Below are 13788 nucleotides of genomic sequence, written 5' to 3' on the forward strand. Positions count from 1 at the left end.
GCGCCGCGGCAGCCCCGGCACAGGAGGCGGCCGCCTCAAATGCCACGGACAGCGCGACGGCGCCCCCCGGCGGCGCCCGCAGGGCCCGCTCGCCCCTTATCATTACGGGTCGCGCCGGTCCGGCGCATTCCAGCCACGCCGCCGCCAGCCCCTGTCCGATGTCCGTGCCGATCGCCCTGCTCACCATCACGACTGCGCTCAGCGCCATGATGCTGGCCATCGTGTGGTCGCTGCGCCGCTGCGAGCTGCCCGGCGTGGGCGAATGGTGCAATGCCAACCTGACCGCAACCGGAGCGTTGGTGCTGTTCTCGCTGCGCAGCATGATTCCGGATTTGTTGTCGGTCGGCGTTGCCAACGCCGCGCTGGCGTGGTCGCTGGCGCTGTTCTACGCCGGCAGCGTTCGCTTCTGTGGCGGCGTGCCGCCGTGGCGGCGGCTGCTGGCGGCAACGGCGGTGACAACTGCGGGCGTGATTGTCTGGCGCTATGCCGTCGACGTCTTCACCACGCGCGTCGTCATTGTCTCGGTCTTCCATGCGGTGCTGTGCGCGCTGGTCGGGCTGACCTTGCTGCGCCGCCGCCCGCGCGGACAATCGGCACGGTTCTTTATCACGACCGCCTGCTTCGCGCTGTTCTTCGCCACCGGCCATGCAGTGCGCGGCACACTGTCCGCGCTGCAGTGGCTGGGCAATCCCTACCTGCAGGAATCGATGCTGGTCAACACAGTTTTTCTGACCCTGGGCGCACTGGTGATGCCGGCGATGACCATGGGCGCGGTGCTGATGATCCATGACGCCATCGTGCGCCGGCTTGAAGCGGTCGCCAATACCGATACGCTGACGGGCGTGCTGTCGCGCAAGGCGTTCGAGGAAGGCGCCCAGCGCGAGCTGGCGCGCGCCGCCGGCGGCAATCCGGCCCCCGCGATGCTGATCGTCGACATCGACCATTTCAAGTCGGTCAACGACACCTACGGCCACGCGGCCGGCGATGTCGTGCTGCAGGCGTTCGCAAGACTGGCGGCGGCGCAACTGCGGCCCGGCGACCTGCTGGGCCGCCTCGGCGGCGAAGAGTTCATGGTGCTGCTGCCCGCGACCGGCGAGGCGGGTGCCAGCGCGGTGGCGGAGCGCATCCGCGCCAGCGTGCAGCGCCAAGCTGTCACGACGGTCGCGTCGGACGGCAACAGCCACACCGTGCGCTATACCGTCAGCGGCGGTACCGCCGGCTGGCATCCGGGCCTGACGCTGGCGCAGCTGAGCGCGCGTGCCGATGCGGCGCTGTATCGCGCCAAGGTGGGCGGGCGCAATCGTATCGCAGCGCATAGCGTACCAGACTTGGCCACGCAGACCGCACCAGAAGGCGCGCACACGCTCTGACTGCTAATTGCTACAGTCGCCCGCGGCGGTGATTGAGAACGACAACTACCTTCCGCTGTCATGCGTGACGCTCAGCGTCGGCGGTACCTCCGGATGCCGATGCTCCGGGCCTCAAGGCTAAACAAGGCGCGCTCGCCCTCGGTGGCACACGCCCTTCGTCGCTGCACCGTGTTTGCCCGCGACCAGCACCCGCATGCCATGCTGGAACAGCAGGCTCGGCATCGCGGCGCAGCACGAAATATGATAATTAAGGCGCATTCTCGATTGCAAACGCAATCACAGCGGCTCGATGCTTCTTTGGAAGCCTATGAAATACAAGCAGCAACTCGGCTTCGTCGTCTGCTGACGCATAGAAATAGGACGTGGGCACCTTCAGCACGGCTGCTAACCTTTCTACAAGCAGCCAATCGGGCGTTCTTTTCCCGAGCTCGTACCGATTCATTCGCGTGCTGGCAGACATAGGGTCCAGCCCGGATTCAATCCCCAGCTTTTCTTGCGATAACCCGGCACGATGCCGCGCCTCCTTAAGTCGTTTCGCGAGTACTGACATTTCTGCCTTCTAGTTGGTGAAGACAGGAATCGTCCGGCGTTGTGCTGGTGCAAATACTACCGATTTGGTAGTATTCAAATTCTTTGGGATGACCAAGAGGGTGCGGGGCTTCATCTGATTACGGCAAGGCGGCAATTGCCGAGCCCAGTATCGCCTCGCTCCTCTGTGAAGTGAACCTTCCAGGAGGCAACGAAATGATCAAATCCCTGATCACCGTCGAACAACGCGCACAGCTGCTCGCAAACGGCCAAGCATACGCAGCCGGCCACGCTGGCGACCCGCGGCCCGTGGTGCGGCTGTTTACCCCTGACGCGCATGCGACATGGGTCTTGGCCGCGCTCGACCCGGCCGATGGTGACACCGCCTATGGTCTGTGCGACGTGGGTATCGGCATGCCCGAACTAGGCCATGTAAGGCTGTCCGACCTTGCATCCATCGTCGGGCCGCTCAAGAGGCCGATTCTCCGGGACCTGTACTTTAGGCCAACGCGACCGCTATCGGCGTATGCGCAGCTGGCGCAGCTCGACGGCTCGATTCCCGACTGACCGATCCGGTTGGTCCACTCCTGATGGCTGCCCAGGCAGCCCCTACGGCGCCCCATTAGTAGTTGCAGCGGGGGCTGCCGCTGTTCGCTCAGCGCAAACAACATGGAAAGACCGATGGCGTTGGCACCACTTGATGCCCTGGTGCTTCCATGCAGCGTGGCACATGCCTGATCGGCATCGCTCACGCGCAACCAATGGGGTCTTGGTCTCAAAAGGACCAGCCCTGACCGAAGTCCATTGATCACTACCTGACGAGGACCGAACGTGAATCCACAACAAGAACCCCATGTGAATCCCCTGAGCGTACCGGGCGGCGTCTTGCCCGTTCCGGCACGCACGCTGGCTGCTCGCGACTACAAGACCTTGGGTCTTGCCGCCCTCGGCGGCACGCTCGAGTTCTACGACTTCGTCATCTACGTCTTCTTCGTCACGGTGCTGGGCGCGCTATTCTTCCCGCCCAACATGCCAGATTGGCTGCGACAACTGCAGACGTTCGGCATTTTCGCCGCCGGCTACCTGGCACGCCCGCTGGGCGGCATCGTGATCGCCCACTTTGGTGACCGGCTTGGCCGCAAGCGCATGTTCACGCTGTCGATCTTGCTGATGGCCGCGCCCACGCTGATGATCGGCCTGCTGCCCACCTACGCCAGCATCGGCGTCGCGGCACCGCTGCTGCTGCTGGCGATGCGCGTGCTGCAGGGCGCGGCCATCGGTGGCGAGATGCCTGGTGCCTGGGTGTTTGTCGGCGAACACGTGCCGAGCCGGCACTACGGTTTCGGCATCGGGACCCTGACCTCGGGCATCACGGGTGGCATCCTGCTGGGTTCGCTCGTGGCGGTCGCCATCAATCGCCACTACACGCCTGAGCAGGTGAGCGATTTCGCCTGGCGCATCCCTTTTATCCTGGGCGGCGTCTTCGGACTTGTGTCGGTGTACCTGCGCCGGTTTCTTCATGAGACCCCCGTGTTCCGCGAGGTGGCTGAGCGCAGCAATCTGGCGCGCGAACTCCCGATCCGCACCGTGCTGCGCGAGCACCGCTCGGCCAGTCTGTTCGTCGCATTGCTGACCTGGGTACTTTCTACCTCTATCGTCGTGGTGGTCCTGTACACGCCCGCCTACCTACAGAAGGTGCACCACATACCCGCCGCGCTCGCGCTCGAGACCAATGCGTTCGCCACCCTCACGCTGACCATCGGCTGCGTAATCGTCGGCTGGGCATGCGACCGCATCGGCACCCGCGCCGTCATGCTGATCGGCTGGGGCGGACTTCTCATGACCGCTTACCTCTTCTACGGCAGCCTGCCCGGCACGCCTGGCACGCTGTTCTGGCACTACGGACTGCTGGGTCTGTTCGTCGGCACCATCGCCACCGTGCCGATTGCCGGCGTGCGCGCCTTTCCGGCACCAGTGCGGTTCACCGGTCTCTCGTTTGCCTACAACATGTCTTACGCAGTCTTCGGCGGCCTCACGCCGATGATTCTCACGCTGTGGCTACAGCACGACGCAATGGCGCCGGCTCACTATGTGGCAGTACTGGCAGCTGTCGGCTTCTCGCTAGCGCTCTGGCCCCTCGCTAAATGCGGCCATGCCATGCGCAATGGCGTGGCCAGAACGGCTGGCCAGTCGGTCGATAACGAAGGAGCAACGAAATGAATGCGACGGAAAACACGCCACCAGTACGCCTACTGACTCCCGCCGAGCTGGCTGTCTGCATCAAGGTATTTCGCGACGCCCGGCAATGGACGCAAGAGCAGCTAGCCGTGATCGCAGGACTCAACGTGCGAACCGTTCAGCGCGTCGAACAAGGCTGGCCCGCTGGCCCCGACATCTGCCGGGCGCTGGCCAGCGCGTTCGATTTCCTGGACATCGACGCGCTTAACAAGCCATTCGCGATTCCACCGGAAGACGAACTCAAGGCTGCGCAGGAACAGTTCGACCTCGAGCACGTCACCTTCGCGGCGATTCCGCTGACCACGGGTAAGCAGTTGGCCGAGCTGGCGCAGACCAGCACGATGGACATGTCGGAGCTGGCCTTCGAGATGGGCGGCGAAGCGGATAAACGCTTCGCCGCGCTGATGGAATATTTCCGCGACTACCGGGATGGCCTGGACGCCTACACCGAAGCGCAGAAGCGCGAGGCGTCGGACACGATGCAAGCCAACATCGATGTGCTCAAGACCCTTGGCGTTTCGCTCTGCTATGCCGAGCGCCAAGTGCTGCTGAAGGGGGGCTCGGACCCGGACAGGCCAATGCCAGCTAACGTCCTGTACGTGATCGGATTTCCGCTCGGCAAGGAACCAAAGCTATTCGCCACGCCAGCTTCCGTTGATATCCGTCTGTAGAAGGGCTGAAGGGTCAAGATTCGCGCTTGCAAGCGCCGCTCCAAGCCCAACCATCCGACTCGCCCCAGGCATGGGGCTTGAGGAAGAAGGCAGACGCGCACTGACAAACAGGTCGCCTGGTATTGAGCACGAGAGGTACAGCGTGCACAGCCCATGAACTAGCCGAACACTGCCAGCTATCCCCAGGGGATAGCTGGCACAGCCGGCCTTCCAACGGCTGGAACACGTAGCCTACCTAAAAGGCCTTTTACAACCTTTTAAAGGTAAGGGAGAGTCTGGAGGCCTTGACCAGCCAATGACTTGGCGCTGCGCGCCAGCTTGATCGTCCTGGCACAGCGGCGCGTGCTGCCCCAGGCAAGCGCCTACCCATTTGACCTGCTCGATGTGCAACTGGCCACGAAAACCATTGGCGCAGGGACGACTCTCCTGCGCTGGCGCTATATTGACTGCTCATCCATGGGCGTGGCCTTGTGGGAGTCGCTGCTCGGCCGCCTCGTAATACCGGACTCGCTGATCGACGACGACCTGTATGTGATGTAGCTGTGGCGCATCGCGCTCAACATGCAGATAAGCCTGACCCACAGCATCGCCCGCCACGCCAAGGAATGCACTAGCAACATGGCACGGGCCGAGGCGATTCACCTGTGGCGTATCCTGGGCATCCCCTTGGGGGTAGTCTTACTGCGGTCCCACCGGGTTCCACCCGCCCTCGTGAGGCGAGTTTCTCGCCCCGCAGGCTGCCGCCATTGACGCTACCACTGCGGCAACCGTTTCCCATCGATCATAAGTCGGTATCCATGCCGTCCAGCTTTCTTGCTGCCGGTCTCATCCAAGGCATTCATGCTGTTGTGCATCCGATGAACTGCACATTTGCAAGAAGGCTTCATGCCCAGAGAAACCCACGCTGAAGATCTCGGAGAGGCAGCGCGGCACGTCGCGCAGGCGGCGTGCATCTTGCAGGTCATCATGACAGGTCACGCTGACGCCCACGAACCCGCGCCACGCCGGCTGTATTCGACGGCGGAGCCAAGCTCCCGCATCCCGCGGGATACGCCAGCGCATGTCACCTTCTGCAACGGTGCGCGCCTCGCGGTGCTGTCATGGACATGCGAGGCCAGAAGGCCAGCGGATGTGTGCCCACGGATGTCGACCCCAGCCACGATACGGGTCGAGTGCAACTGCTGGAGCAAACAGCTTTGACGACAGCCAAGGATTGCTACAGCCCACAGGTGGTGCCTTCGTCCAAGGCTGAGGGCTTCATGCTTTAGGCCTGTTGTTTTCTTGCCGGATAAGAAAGCGGCGCCGCGCCGGCGCAAGGCGGTACGGACACGATGCGGTTTGGCACGCGATCAGCGAGTTGCAGCGAAGTAATGAGCTTGGGCCGCACCGCGCTTGGACGTGTGGCGGACTGCGCTCGATCACCAGAGCCTCATCGGCCGAGACCACCCCAGCCCCGGCCCGCAGCAGGACCTTCAATCCCTCGAGGCCAAAGCCAGTTTAGCCCCGTCCACTTTGACCGATCGGCCGCGGTCAGGCTTCGTCCGCAAACTTACGGTAAGCGCCGGGGCGCGATCCGGTCCAGCGCCGGAATGCCCGGTGGAACGCGCCCGGCTCGGCAAATCCGAGTTCCGCCGCAATATCCGCCACGGGGCGCCCGGAGTGGCTCAACGCCTCGATGGCAAGGTCGCGCCGCAGCCCGTCCTTCAGGTCCTGGTAGCTCACGCCCTCGTCCATCAAGCGGCGCCGCAGCGATGAGGCCGACAGGTTCAGGCTGACCGCCAGCGCGTCGAAGGTGGGCCACAGCTCGGGCCGCTGGTTGCGCAGCAGCCGGCGCACCCGTGCGCCCACGCTGGCGCGGTCGGAGTACTTGACCACCACGTTGTGCGGCGCATCGCGCAGGAAGGCTTTCAGGCTGCGCTCGTCCTGGCGCACCGGCTGGTCCAGCAGCGCAGCGTCGAACACCAGCGCCGTGGCGGGCTGGTCGAAGGCCAGCTGGCGCGAGTACATCACGCGGTATTCGGCGCTGTACGGCGGCTCGTCGTAGTCGAAGGCCGCCAGCCGCACCGGCACGCGCCGCCGCAGCAGCCAGCTCATCAGGCCATGCAGCATGATCAGCATGGTTTCCTTGGCAAACACGCCGGGCTGCCGCCCCAGGTGCGCGCAGGGCGCGGTCAGCACCAGCGCGGCCTCATCGCCGTGGCGCTCCAGCCGCACGCCGATATCATCCAGCAGCAGCCGGAAGTACCGCGTGATGCGCTCCAGCCCCTGCGCAAGCGTGCGGCTACCGGCCACCGCGTGGCACAGCATGGCAAAGCTGCCGCATTTCATGCTGCGCGAATCCTGCCCGAAGAACTCATCGTCCAGCGCCGCCGCCACGGCCATCCACAGCTCACTGTAGCTGGCGGACGAGACGCGCGCCTGCGGCACCGCCAGTAGCGCCGGCGCAATGCCGGCGCTACGCAGCACCGGATCGGGGTCGATGCCACGCGCGCGCAGCCCCGCGATGGCGTGGTGGACGAAACAGATGGCGACACTGCCTTTTTCCATGGCGCTGGCGGGTGGCAAACGAGTTCAAGAAGATTGGCGGATTTTGGCATAGGAGCCCGCCCCCGGCGTTCCTACACTGCCCGCAGGTCAAACGCCAAGCGCGCATTCTGCCTGACTTGCCGCGCGGCTCAAAACGCCCACCCCTAACTGCCATGCACAGCGACTATACCGAAGAGCAAACCATGATCCGCGACAGCGCGCGCGCCTTTGCCAGCGAACGGCTGGCCGTGGGCGCCGCGCAATGGGACCGCGACGGCCGCCTGCCCGATGAAGTCGTCGCCGAAATGGGCGCGCTGGGGCTATTGGGCATGATCGTGCCCGAGGAATGGGGCGGCACCTATACCGACTACGTCGCCTATGCGCTGGCCATCGAAGAAATCGCCGCCGGCTGCGCCGCCTGCGCCACCATGATGAGCGTGCACAACTCGGTCGGCTGCGGGCCGGTCCTGCACTATGGCACCGATGCGCAGAAAGAACGCTACCTGGCGCGCCTGGCCAGCGGCGAGCTGATCGGCGCGTTCTGCCTGACCGAGCCGCAGGCCGGCTCCGAGGCGCACAACCTGCGCACGCGCGCCCGCTTCACCGACAACGGCTGGGTGCTCAACGGCAGCAAGCAGTTCGTCACCAACGGCCAGCGCGCCGGTGTCGCCGTAGTGTTCGCCTCGACCGAGCCCGAGCGCGGCAAGAAGGGCATCTCGGCCTTCCTGGTCCCCACAAACACCCCCGGCTTCATCGTCCACGCCCCCGAGAAGAAGCTGGGCATCCGAGCCTCGGACACCTGCGCGATCACGCTGGAAGACTGCACCGTACCGCACGACGCACTGCTGGGCGAGCCCGGCGAGGGCCTCCGCATCGCGCTGTCAAACCTGGAAGGCGGGCGCATCGGCATCGCCGCGCAGGCAATCGGCATTGCGCGCTCGGCCTTCGAGGCGGCGTGCCGCTATGCATCGGAACGCATCCAGTTCGGCCGCGCCCTGCGCGAACACCCGCCCATCGCCAACATGCTGGCCGACATGGCCACCGAGCTGAACGCCGCGCGCCTGCTGGTGCACCGCGCCGCGCGCATGCGCAGCGAAGGCGTGCCGTGCCTGTCCGAAGCCTCCCAGGCCAAACTGTATGCGTCGGAGCTGGCCGAGCGCGTGTGCTCCAAGGCGCTGCAGATCCACGGCGGCTACGGCTATCTCGAAGACTACCCGGTCGAGCGTCACTACCGCGACGCCCGCATCACCCAGATCTACGAAGGCACCAGCGAGATCCAGCGCATGCTGATCGCGCGCAGCCTGTAGTCCCACCATCCCTTGCCAACAGAACCAGACCTTCCGGAGACAACCATGACTGCCGTGCCCAAGACCGACAATGCCGTGCCGACCGTGCCGCTGCTGATCAATGGCGAATGGGTGGATTCGTCCGCCACCGAGTTCCGCAACGTGGTCAATCCCGCCACGCAGGAGGTGCTCGCACGCGTGCCGCTGGCCACAGCAAGCGAGGTCGCCGCTGCCGTGGGCGCCGCGCACCGCGCCTTTGCCACGTGGCGCCATACGCCCATCGGCGCGCGGCTGCGCGTCATGCTGCGCTTGCAGGCACTGATCCGCGAGCACAGCAAGCGTATCGCCGCCATCCTGACCGCCGAGCAGGGCAAGACCCTGGCCGATGCCGAGGGCGACATCTTCCGCGGGCTGGAGGTGGTGGAACACGCCTGTTCGATCGGCACCCTGCAGCAAGGCGGTTTTGCCGAGAACGTTGCCGCCACCGTCGACACCTACACGCTGCAGCAGCCGATCGGCGTCTGCGCGGGTATCACACCGTTCAACTTCCCGGCGATGATTCCGCTGTGGATGTTCCCGATGGCGATCGTCTGCGGCAATACCTTCGTGCTCAAGCCTTCGGAGCAGGACCCGCTGTCCACCGTGGAGCTGGTCAAGCTGGCGCTGGAAGCCGGCGTGCCGCCGGGCGTGCTGAACGTGGTGCACGGCGCCAAGGACGTGGTCGATGCGCTGTGCACGCACCCGGACATCAAGGCCGTGTCGTTCGTGGGCTCGACCGCCGTTGGCACCCACGTCTACAACCTGGCCGGCGCGCACGGCAAGCGCGTGCAGTCGATGATGGGCGCCAAGAACCATGCTGTCGTGCTGCCTGATGCGCACAAGGAGCAGACGCTGAACGCGCTGGCCGGTGCAGGCTTCGGCGCGGCCGGCCAGCGTTGCATGGCCACCTCGGTGATCGTGCTGGTGGGGGCGGCACGCGACTGGGTGCCCGACCTGGTCGAACGCGCCAAGACCCTGAAAGTCGGCGCCGGCGCCGAGGCTGGCACCGATGTCGGCCCCGTGGTATCGGTGGCGGCAAAAGAACGGATCCTCGGCCTCATCGCCGCCGGCGAGCGCGAAGGCGCGACGCTGGTGCTGGATGGCCGTGGCGTGGAGGTGCCGGGCTATCCGCAGGGCAACTTCATCGGCCCGACCATCTTTACCGATGTCCGGACCGACATGTCGATCTACACCGAAGAGATCTTCGGGCCGGTGCTGGTGGTGGTCGGCGTCGATACGCTTGACGAGGCCATCGCCCTGGTCAACCGCAACCCGTTTGGCAACGGCACCGGCGTGTTCACGCAGAGCGGCGCCGCGGCGCGCAAGTTCCAGAGCGAGATCGACGTGGGCCAGGTCGGCATCAACATCCCCATCCCGGTGCCGGTGCCCTACTTCAGCTTCACCGGATCGCGTGGCTCCAAGCTGGGCGACCTGGGTCCGTATGGCAAGCAGGTGGTGCAGTTCTATACGCAGACCAAGACGGTGACGGCGCGGTGGTTTGATGACGCGACGGTCAACGATGGGGTGAACACCACCATCAGCCTGAAGTAATCGGCCGACATTCAAGAACGACACGGAAGGAGACCCCATGCATATCGCCTTCATCGGCCTGGGCAACATGGGCGCGCCCATGGCGCGCAACCTGCTCAAGGCCGGCCATACGCTGACCGTATTCGACCTCAACGCTGCGGCGGTGGCGTCGCTGTGCGCCGAGGGCGCCGCCACCGCGGATTCCGCCCGCAAGGCGGTGGCCGAAGCGGACTTTGTCATCACCATGCTGCCCGCCGCCGCCCATGTGCGCAGCGCCTACCTGGGCCCGGAAGGCGTGCTGGCGGGCGTGCGCCCGGGCGTGCCGCTGGTGGACTCAAGCACCATCGACCCCGCCACCGTGCGCGAACTGGCCGCTGCCGCCGAGGCGCACGGCAATGCGCTGGCCGATGCACCGGTCTCCGGCGGCACCGTTGGCGCGCAGGCCGGCACGCTGACCTTCATGGTCGGCGCCTCCGAAGCGCTGTTCGCCCAGGTGCGCCCGGTGCTGGCCGGCATGGGGCGCAACCTGGTCCACTGCGGCGGCACCGGCACCGGCCAGGTCGCCAAGATCTGCAACAACCTGATCCTCGGCATCTCCATGATTGGCGTATCCGAGGCGATGGCGCTGGGCGTCAAGCTCGGCATCGACGCCAACGTGCTGGCCGGCATCGTCAATACCTCCACCGGCCGCTGCTGGGCCTCGGATACCTGCAACCCCTGGCCCGGCGTGATCGAGACCGCGCCGGCCGGGCGCGGCTACACCGGCGGCTTTGGCGCCGACCTGATGCTCAAGGACCTGGGCCTGGCCAACGACGCCGCGCGCAGCGTGAAGCAGCCGCTGTTCCTGGGCGCGCTGGCGCAGCAGGTCTACCAGGCCGTGAGCCATGCCGGCGACGGCCAGCTCGACTTCTCCGGCGTGATCCGCCAGTACCTGTCCGCCGCTGACAAGGAATCCAAGCAATGATCGAGTTCGCCCTGCAAGGCCACGTCGCCACGCTGACGTTGAGCCGCCCGCCCGCCAACGCCTTCACTGCAGAAGGCCTGCAGCAGCTGCGCGAGCTGGTGGCAAAGATCGACGCCAACCCCGAAGTGCGCGCCGTGGTGGTCACCGGTGCCGGCGCGAAGTTCTTCAGCGCCGGCGCGGACCTGAACGGCTTTGCCGAGGGCGACCGCGCCCATGCCCGCGTGATGGCGCAGCAGTTCGGCAGCGCCTTCGAGGCACTGCAGAACGCGCGGCCCGTGGTGATCGCCGCGATCAACGGCTATGCCATGGGCGGCGGCCTGGAATGCGCCCTGGCCTGCGATATCCGCATTGCCGAGGAACACGCGCAGATGGCCCTGCCCGAAGCCGCGGTCGGCCTGCTGCCGTGCGGCTGCGGCACGCAGACCCTGCCATGGCTGGTGGGCGAAGGCTGGGCCAAGCGCATGATCCTGACCAACGAGCGCGTGGATGCCGCCACGGCGTTGCGCATTGGCCTGGTGGAGGAAGTCGTGCCGCGCGACCAGGCCTTCGCCACCGCGCTGGCGATGGCTGAGCGCGCCTGCAACGTCAGTCCCCGGGCCGCCGCGCACAGCAAGCGGCTGGTACATCTGGCGCGCCAGGGCGTGCCGCGCCAGTCCGCGCTGGCACTCGAGCGCGAGCGCTTTGTCGACCTGTTCGACGATGCCGACCAGCGCGAAGGGGTCAACGCCTTCCTCGAGAAACGAACGCCGCAATGGCGCAACGCCTAGGAGTCCGCCATGCGCCTGACTGAAGAGACCAAGGCCGCCAACCTGGATGCCGCCGAGCCGGAGGTGCTGTTCCAGGTCGTCAACGGTGTCGGCGTTGCCACGCTGAACCGGCCGCGCCAGCTCAATGCCCTGTCGTACCCGATGATCGTCGCGCTCGGTGCGCAAATGGAAGCCTGGGCGCAGGATGATGCCGTCCGCGCAGTGGTGCTGCGCGGCGCCGGCCCCAAGGCCTTCTGCGCCGGCGGCGACATCCGCGCGCTGACCGACAGCTACCGCGACGGCACCCCACTGCACCAGCGCTTCTTTATCGACGAATACACGCTCGACTACAGCCTGCACCGCTACCCCAAACCGCTGGTGGCGCTGATGGACGGGATCGTCATGGGCGGCGGCATGGGCCTGGCGCAAGCCGCGCACCTGCGCCTCGTCACCGAACGCTCGCGCGTGGCCATGCCCGAAACCGGCATCGGCCTGGTGCCGGACGTGGGCGCCAGCCATTTCCTGTCGAAGCTGCCGGTGCAGCTGGCCCTGTACCTGGGGCTGACCGGGGTCACCATCGGCGCGGCCGATGCCCTGCTGTGCGGGCTGGCCGACGCCGCGGTCGACAGCGCCACGCTGGCTGGCCTGGAGCAGACCCTCGCCGGCATCGCCTGGGGCGATGACACGCTGTCAGACCTGCGCCATGCGCTGGTGCGCGAGCACGTCGCCAGCGCCGCCGGCGCGCCGCTCCTGCAAGTGCTGCCGGCCTTGCTGCGGCATTTCCCCGCGCATGCAACGCTGCCCGAGATCCTGGCCGGACTGGCCTGCCAGGACGACCCGGCCTACTCCGCCTGGGCCACCCGCACTATCGACGTGCTGCGCACCCGCTCGCCGCTGTCCGCCTGCGCCACGCGCGAGCTGCTGCTGCGCGGCCGCCGCATGGACCTGGCCGACTGCTTCCGCATGGAGCTGGCGGTGGTGGTCAGCACGTTTTCGCAGGGGGATTTCATCGAAGGCGTGCGTGCGCTGATCGTCGACAAGGACAACACGCCGCACTGGCGCATCACCAGCTATGACGCCGTCGATGACGCCGCCGTGCAGGCGCTGTTCCGGCCGTGGTGGGCGCCGGGCGAACAGCCGCTGCCCCTCGCCCTGCCCGCCTGAGCGGATGCGCCATTGTGAGCCTCGACGCGCTGCTGGCGTGCAGCCCCTGGGCGGCAGCACTGACCCCGGAACAACGCCAGCGCGTGCGCGCCGAACTGCGTGAACGTGCCGTGCCGCAAGGCGCCTATGTCAGCCGCAAGGGCGACCTGGCCGACAACTGGCTTGGCATCGCACAGGGCCTGGTCAAGGTGCATTGCGCATCGCCATCGGGCAAGCGCGCCACCCTGACCGGCGTGCCGGCCGGCGGCTGGCTTGGCGAAGGCTCCCTGCTCAAGCGCGAGGCGCTGCGCTATGACGTGGTCGCGCTGCGCGATTCAAGCATCGCCTGCATGCCTGCGGCGACGTTCCGCTGGCTGCAGGAGACCAGCCTGCCCTTCAACCGCTATCTGCTAGACCAGCTCAACGAACGGCTGGGCTTGTTCATCGCCACCGTCGAGCATGAGCGGCTGCACGGCATCGAAGGCCGCGTGGCCCGGGCGCTGGCCACGTTATTCCATCCCGTGTTATGTCCTGGGCTGGGTCCGGCGTTGCATCTGACACAGGAGGAAGTCGGCCTGCTGGCGGGCATCTCGCGCCAGCGGGCCAATGCCGCGCTCAAGGTGCTGGAGCAGCATGGGCTGGTGCGCGTCGACTATGGCGTCGTGCACGTGCTGGAGCTGGAAGGATTGCGGCGGTATTGAGCGCCGGGGCTGTCCGGCATCGCTACGCGCCGCCAACGGGCGAACG

General features: G+C 66.3%; 13 protein-coding genes and 1 pseudogene. 12 read left to right on the forward strand and 2 right to left on the reverse strand.

The features are described from left to right. The first annotated feature begins 158 nt into the window (after nucleotides 1-158). Nucleotides 159-1370, forward strand: coding sequence for a GGDEF domain-containing protein (locus tag AC1Q7H_RS11255; RefSeq protein WP_492377984.1), 1212 nt, complete (start codon nucleotides 159-161; stop codon nucleotides 1368-1370). Nucleotides 1371-1617: 247 nt separating this feature from the next. Here the strand turns inward: AC1Q7H_RS11255 and AC1Q7H_RS11260 are convergent, their stop codons facing one another. Continuing rightward, the gene (locus tag AC1Q7H_RS11260) at nucleotides 1618-1920 is read right to left on the reverse strand and encodes a helix-turn-helix domain-containing protein (protein WP_492377985.1); all 303 of its coding nucleotides are present in this window, start codon (nucleotides 1918-1920) and stop codon (nucleotides 1618-1620) included. Nucleotides 1921-2114: 194 nt separating this feature from the next. On the opposite strand from AC1Q7H_RS11260, the gene AC1Q7H_RS11265 reads away from it, so the two are divergent. The 5 genes and pseudogenes from AC1Q7H_RS11265 (at nucleotide 2115) to AC1Q7H_RS11285 (ending at nucleotide 5557) form a co-directional block, all read left to right on the forward strand. Then, the gene (locus AC1Q7H_RS11265) at nucleotides 2115-2465 is read left to right on the forward strand and encodes a DUF2958 domain-containing protein (protein WP_035816801.1); all 351 of its coding nucleotides are present in this window, start codon (nucleotides 2115-2117) and stop codon (nucleotides 2463-2465) included. A gap of 264 nt (nucleotides 2466-2729) precedes the next feature. Next, nucleotides 2730-4118 carry an MFS transporter gene (locus AC1Q7H_RS11270; protein ID WP_492377986.1) on the forward strand — a complete coding sequence of 463 codons (1389 nt, stop codon included), beginning with the start codon at nucleotides 2730-2732 and terminating at the stop codon, nucleotides 4116-4118. Next, on the forward strand, nucleotides 4115-4807 hold the full coding sequence (locus AC1Q7H_RS11275) for a helix-turn-helix domain-containing protein (RefSeq protein WP_492377987.1): 693 nt from the start codon (nucleotides 4115-4117) through the stop codon (nucleotides 4805-4807). Before AC1Q7H_RS11270 ends, AC1Q7H_RS11275 begins: the two co-directional genes overlap by 4 nt. Before the next feature lie 217 nt (nucleotides 4808-5024). Then, the gene (locus AC1Q7H_RS11280) at nucleotides 5025-5129 is read left to right on the forward strand and encodes a hypothetical protein (RefSeq protein ID WP_455423808.1); all 105 of its coding nucleotides are present in this window, start codon (nucleotides 5025-5027) and stop codon (nucleotides 5127-5129) included. Between the two features lie 20 nt (nucleotides 5130-5149). Further along, a pseudogene (locus AC1Q7H_RS11285) lies at nucleotides 5150-5557 on the forward strand (DUF3158 family protein). A gap of 780 nt (nucleotides 5558-6337) precedes the next feature. Here the strand turns inward: AC1Q7H_RS11285 and AC1Q7H_RS11290 are convergent. Then, complete coding sequence (locus tag AC1Q7H_RS11290) at nucleotides 6338-7354, reverse strand: AraC family transcriptional regulator (protein WP_013952827.1); 1017 nt, start codon at nucleotides 7352-7354, stop codon at nucleotides 6338-6340. Between the two features lie 152 nt (nucleotides 7355-7506). Between AC1Q7H_RS11290 and AC1Q7H_RS11295 the strand changes: the two genes are divergently transcribed. The 6 genes from AC1Q7H_RS11295 to AC1Q7H_RS11320 are packed head-to-tail and all read left to right on the forward strand — an operon-like array spanning nucleotide 7507 to nucleotide 13742. Next, nucleotides 7507-8640, forward strand: a complete 1134-nt coding sequence (locus tag AC1Q7H_RS11295) for an acyl-CoA dehydrogenase family protein (RefSeq protein WP_010814121.1) — start codon at nucleotides 7507-7509, stop codon at nucleotides 8638-8640. A gap of 45 nt (nucleotides 8641-8685) precedes the next feature. After that, a complete protein-coding gene (locus tag AC1Q7H_RS11300) occupies nucleotides 8686-10209 on the forward strand; it encodes a CoA-acylating methylmalonate-semialdehyde dehydrogenase (protein WP_013952826.1) in 1524 nt (507 codons plus the stop codon). Between the two features lie 37 nt (nucleotides 10210-10246). After that, nucleotides 10247-11152, forward strand: coding sequence for a 3-hydroxyisobutyrate dehydrogenase (mmsB, locus tag AC1Q7H_RS11305; RefSeq protein WP_492377988.1), 906 nt, complete (start codon nucleotides 10247-10249; stop codon nucleotides 11150-11152). Then, nucleotides 11149-11919, forward strand: a complete 771-nt coding sequence (locus AC1Q7H_RS11310; protein ID WP_492381313.1) for an enoyl-CoA hydratase — start codon at nucleotides 11149-11151, stop codon at nucleotides 11917-11919. Before mmsB ends, AC1Q7H_RS11310 begins: the two co-directional genes overlap by 4 nt. 9 nt (nucleotides 11920-11928) lie before the next feature. Continuing rightward, entirely contained in the window at nucleotides 11929-13062 is a 1134-nt protein-coding gene (locus AC1Q7H_RS11315; protein WP_492377990.1) for an enoyl-CoA hydratase/isomerase family protein, read from the forward strand. Nucleotides 13063-13076: 14 nt separating this feature from the next. Beyond that, the gene (locus tag AC1Q7H_RS11320) at nucleotides 13077-13742 is read left to right on the forward strand and encodes a Crp/Fnr family transcriptional regulator (RefSeq protein WP_013952822.1); all 666 of its coding nucleotides are present in this window, start codon (nucleotides 13077-13079) and stop codon (nucleotides 13740-13742) included. Nucleotides 13743-13788 lie beyond the last annotated feature (46 nt).

The organism is Cupriavidus sp. GW823-FHT06D04, assembly GCF_058795055.1.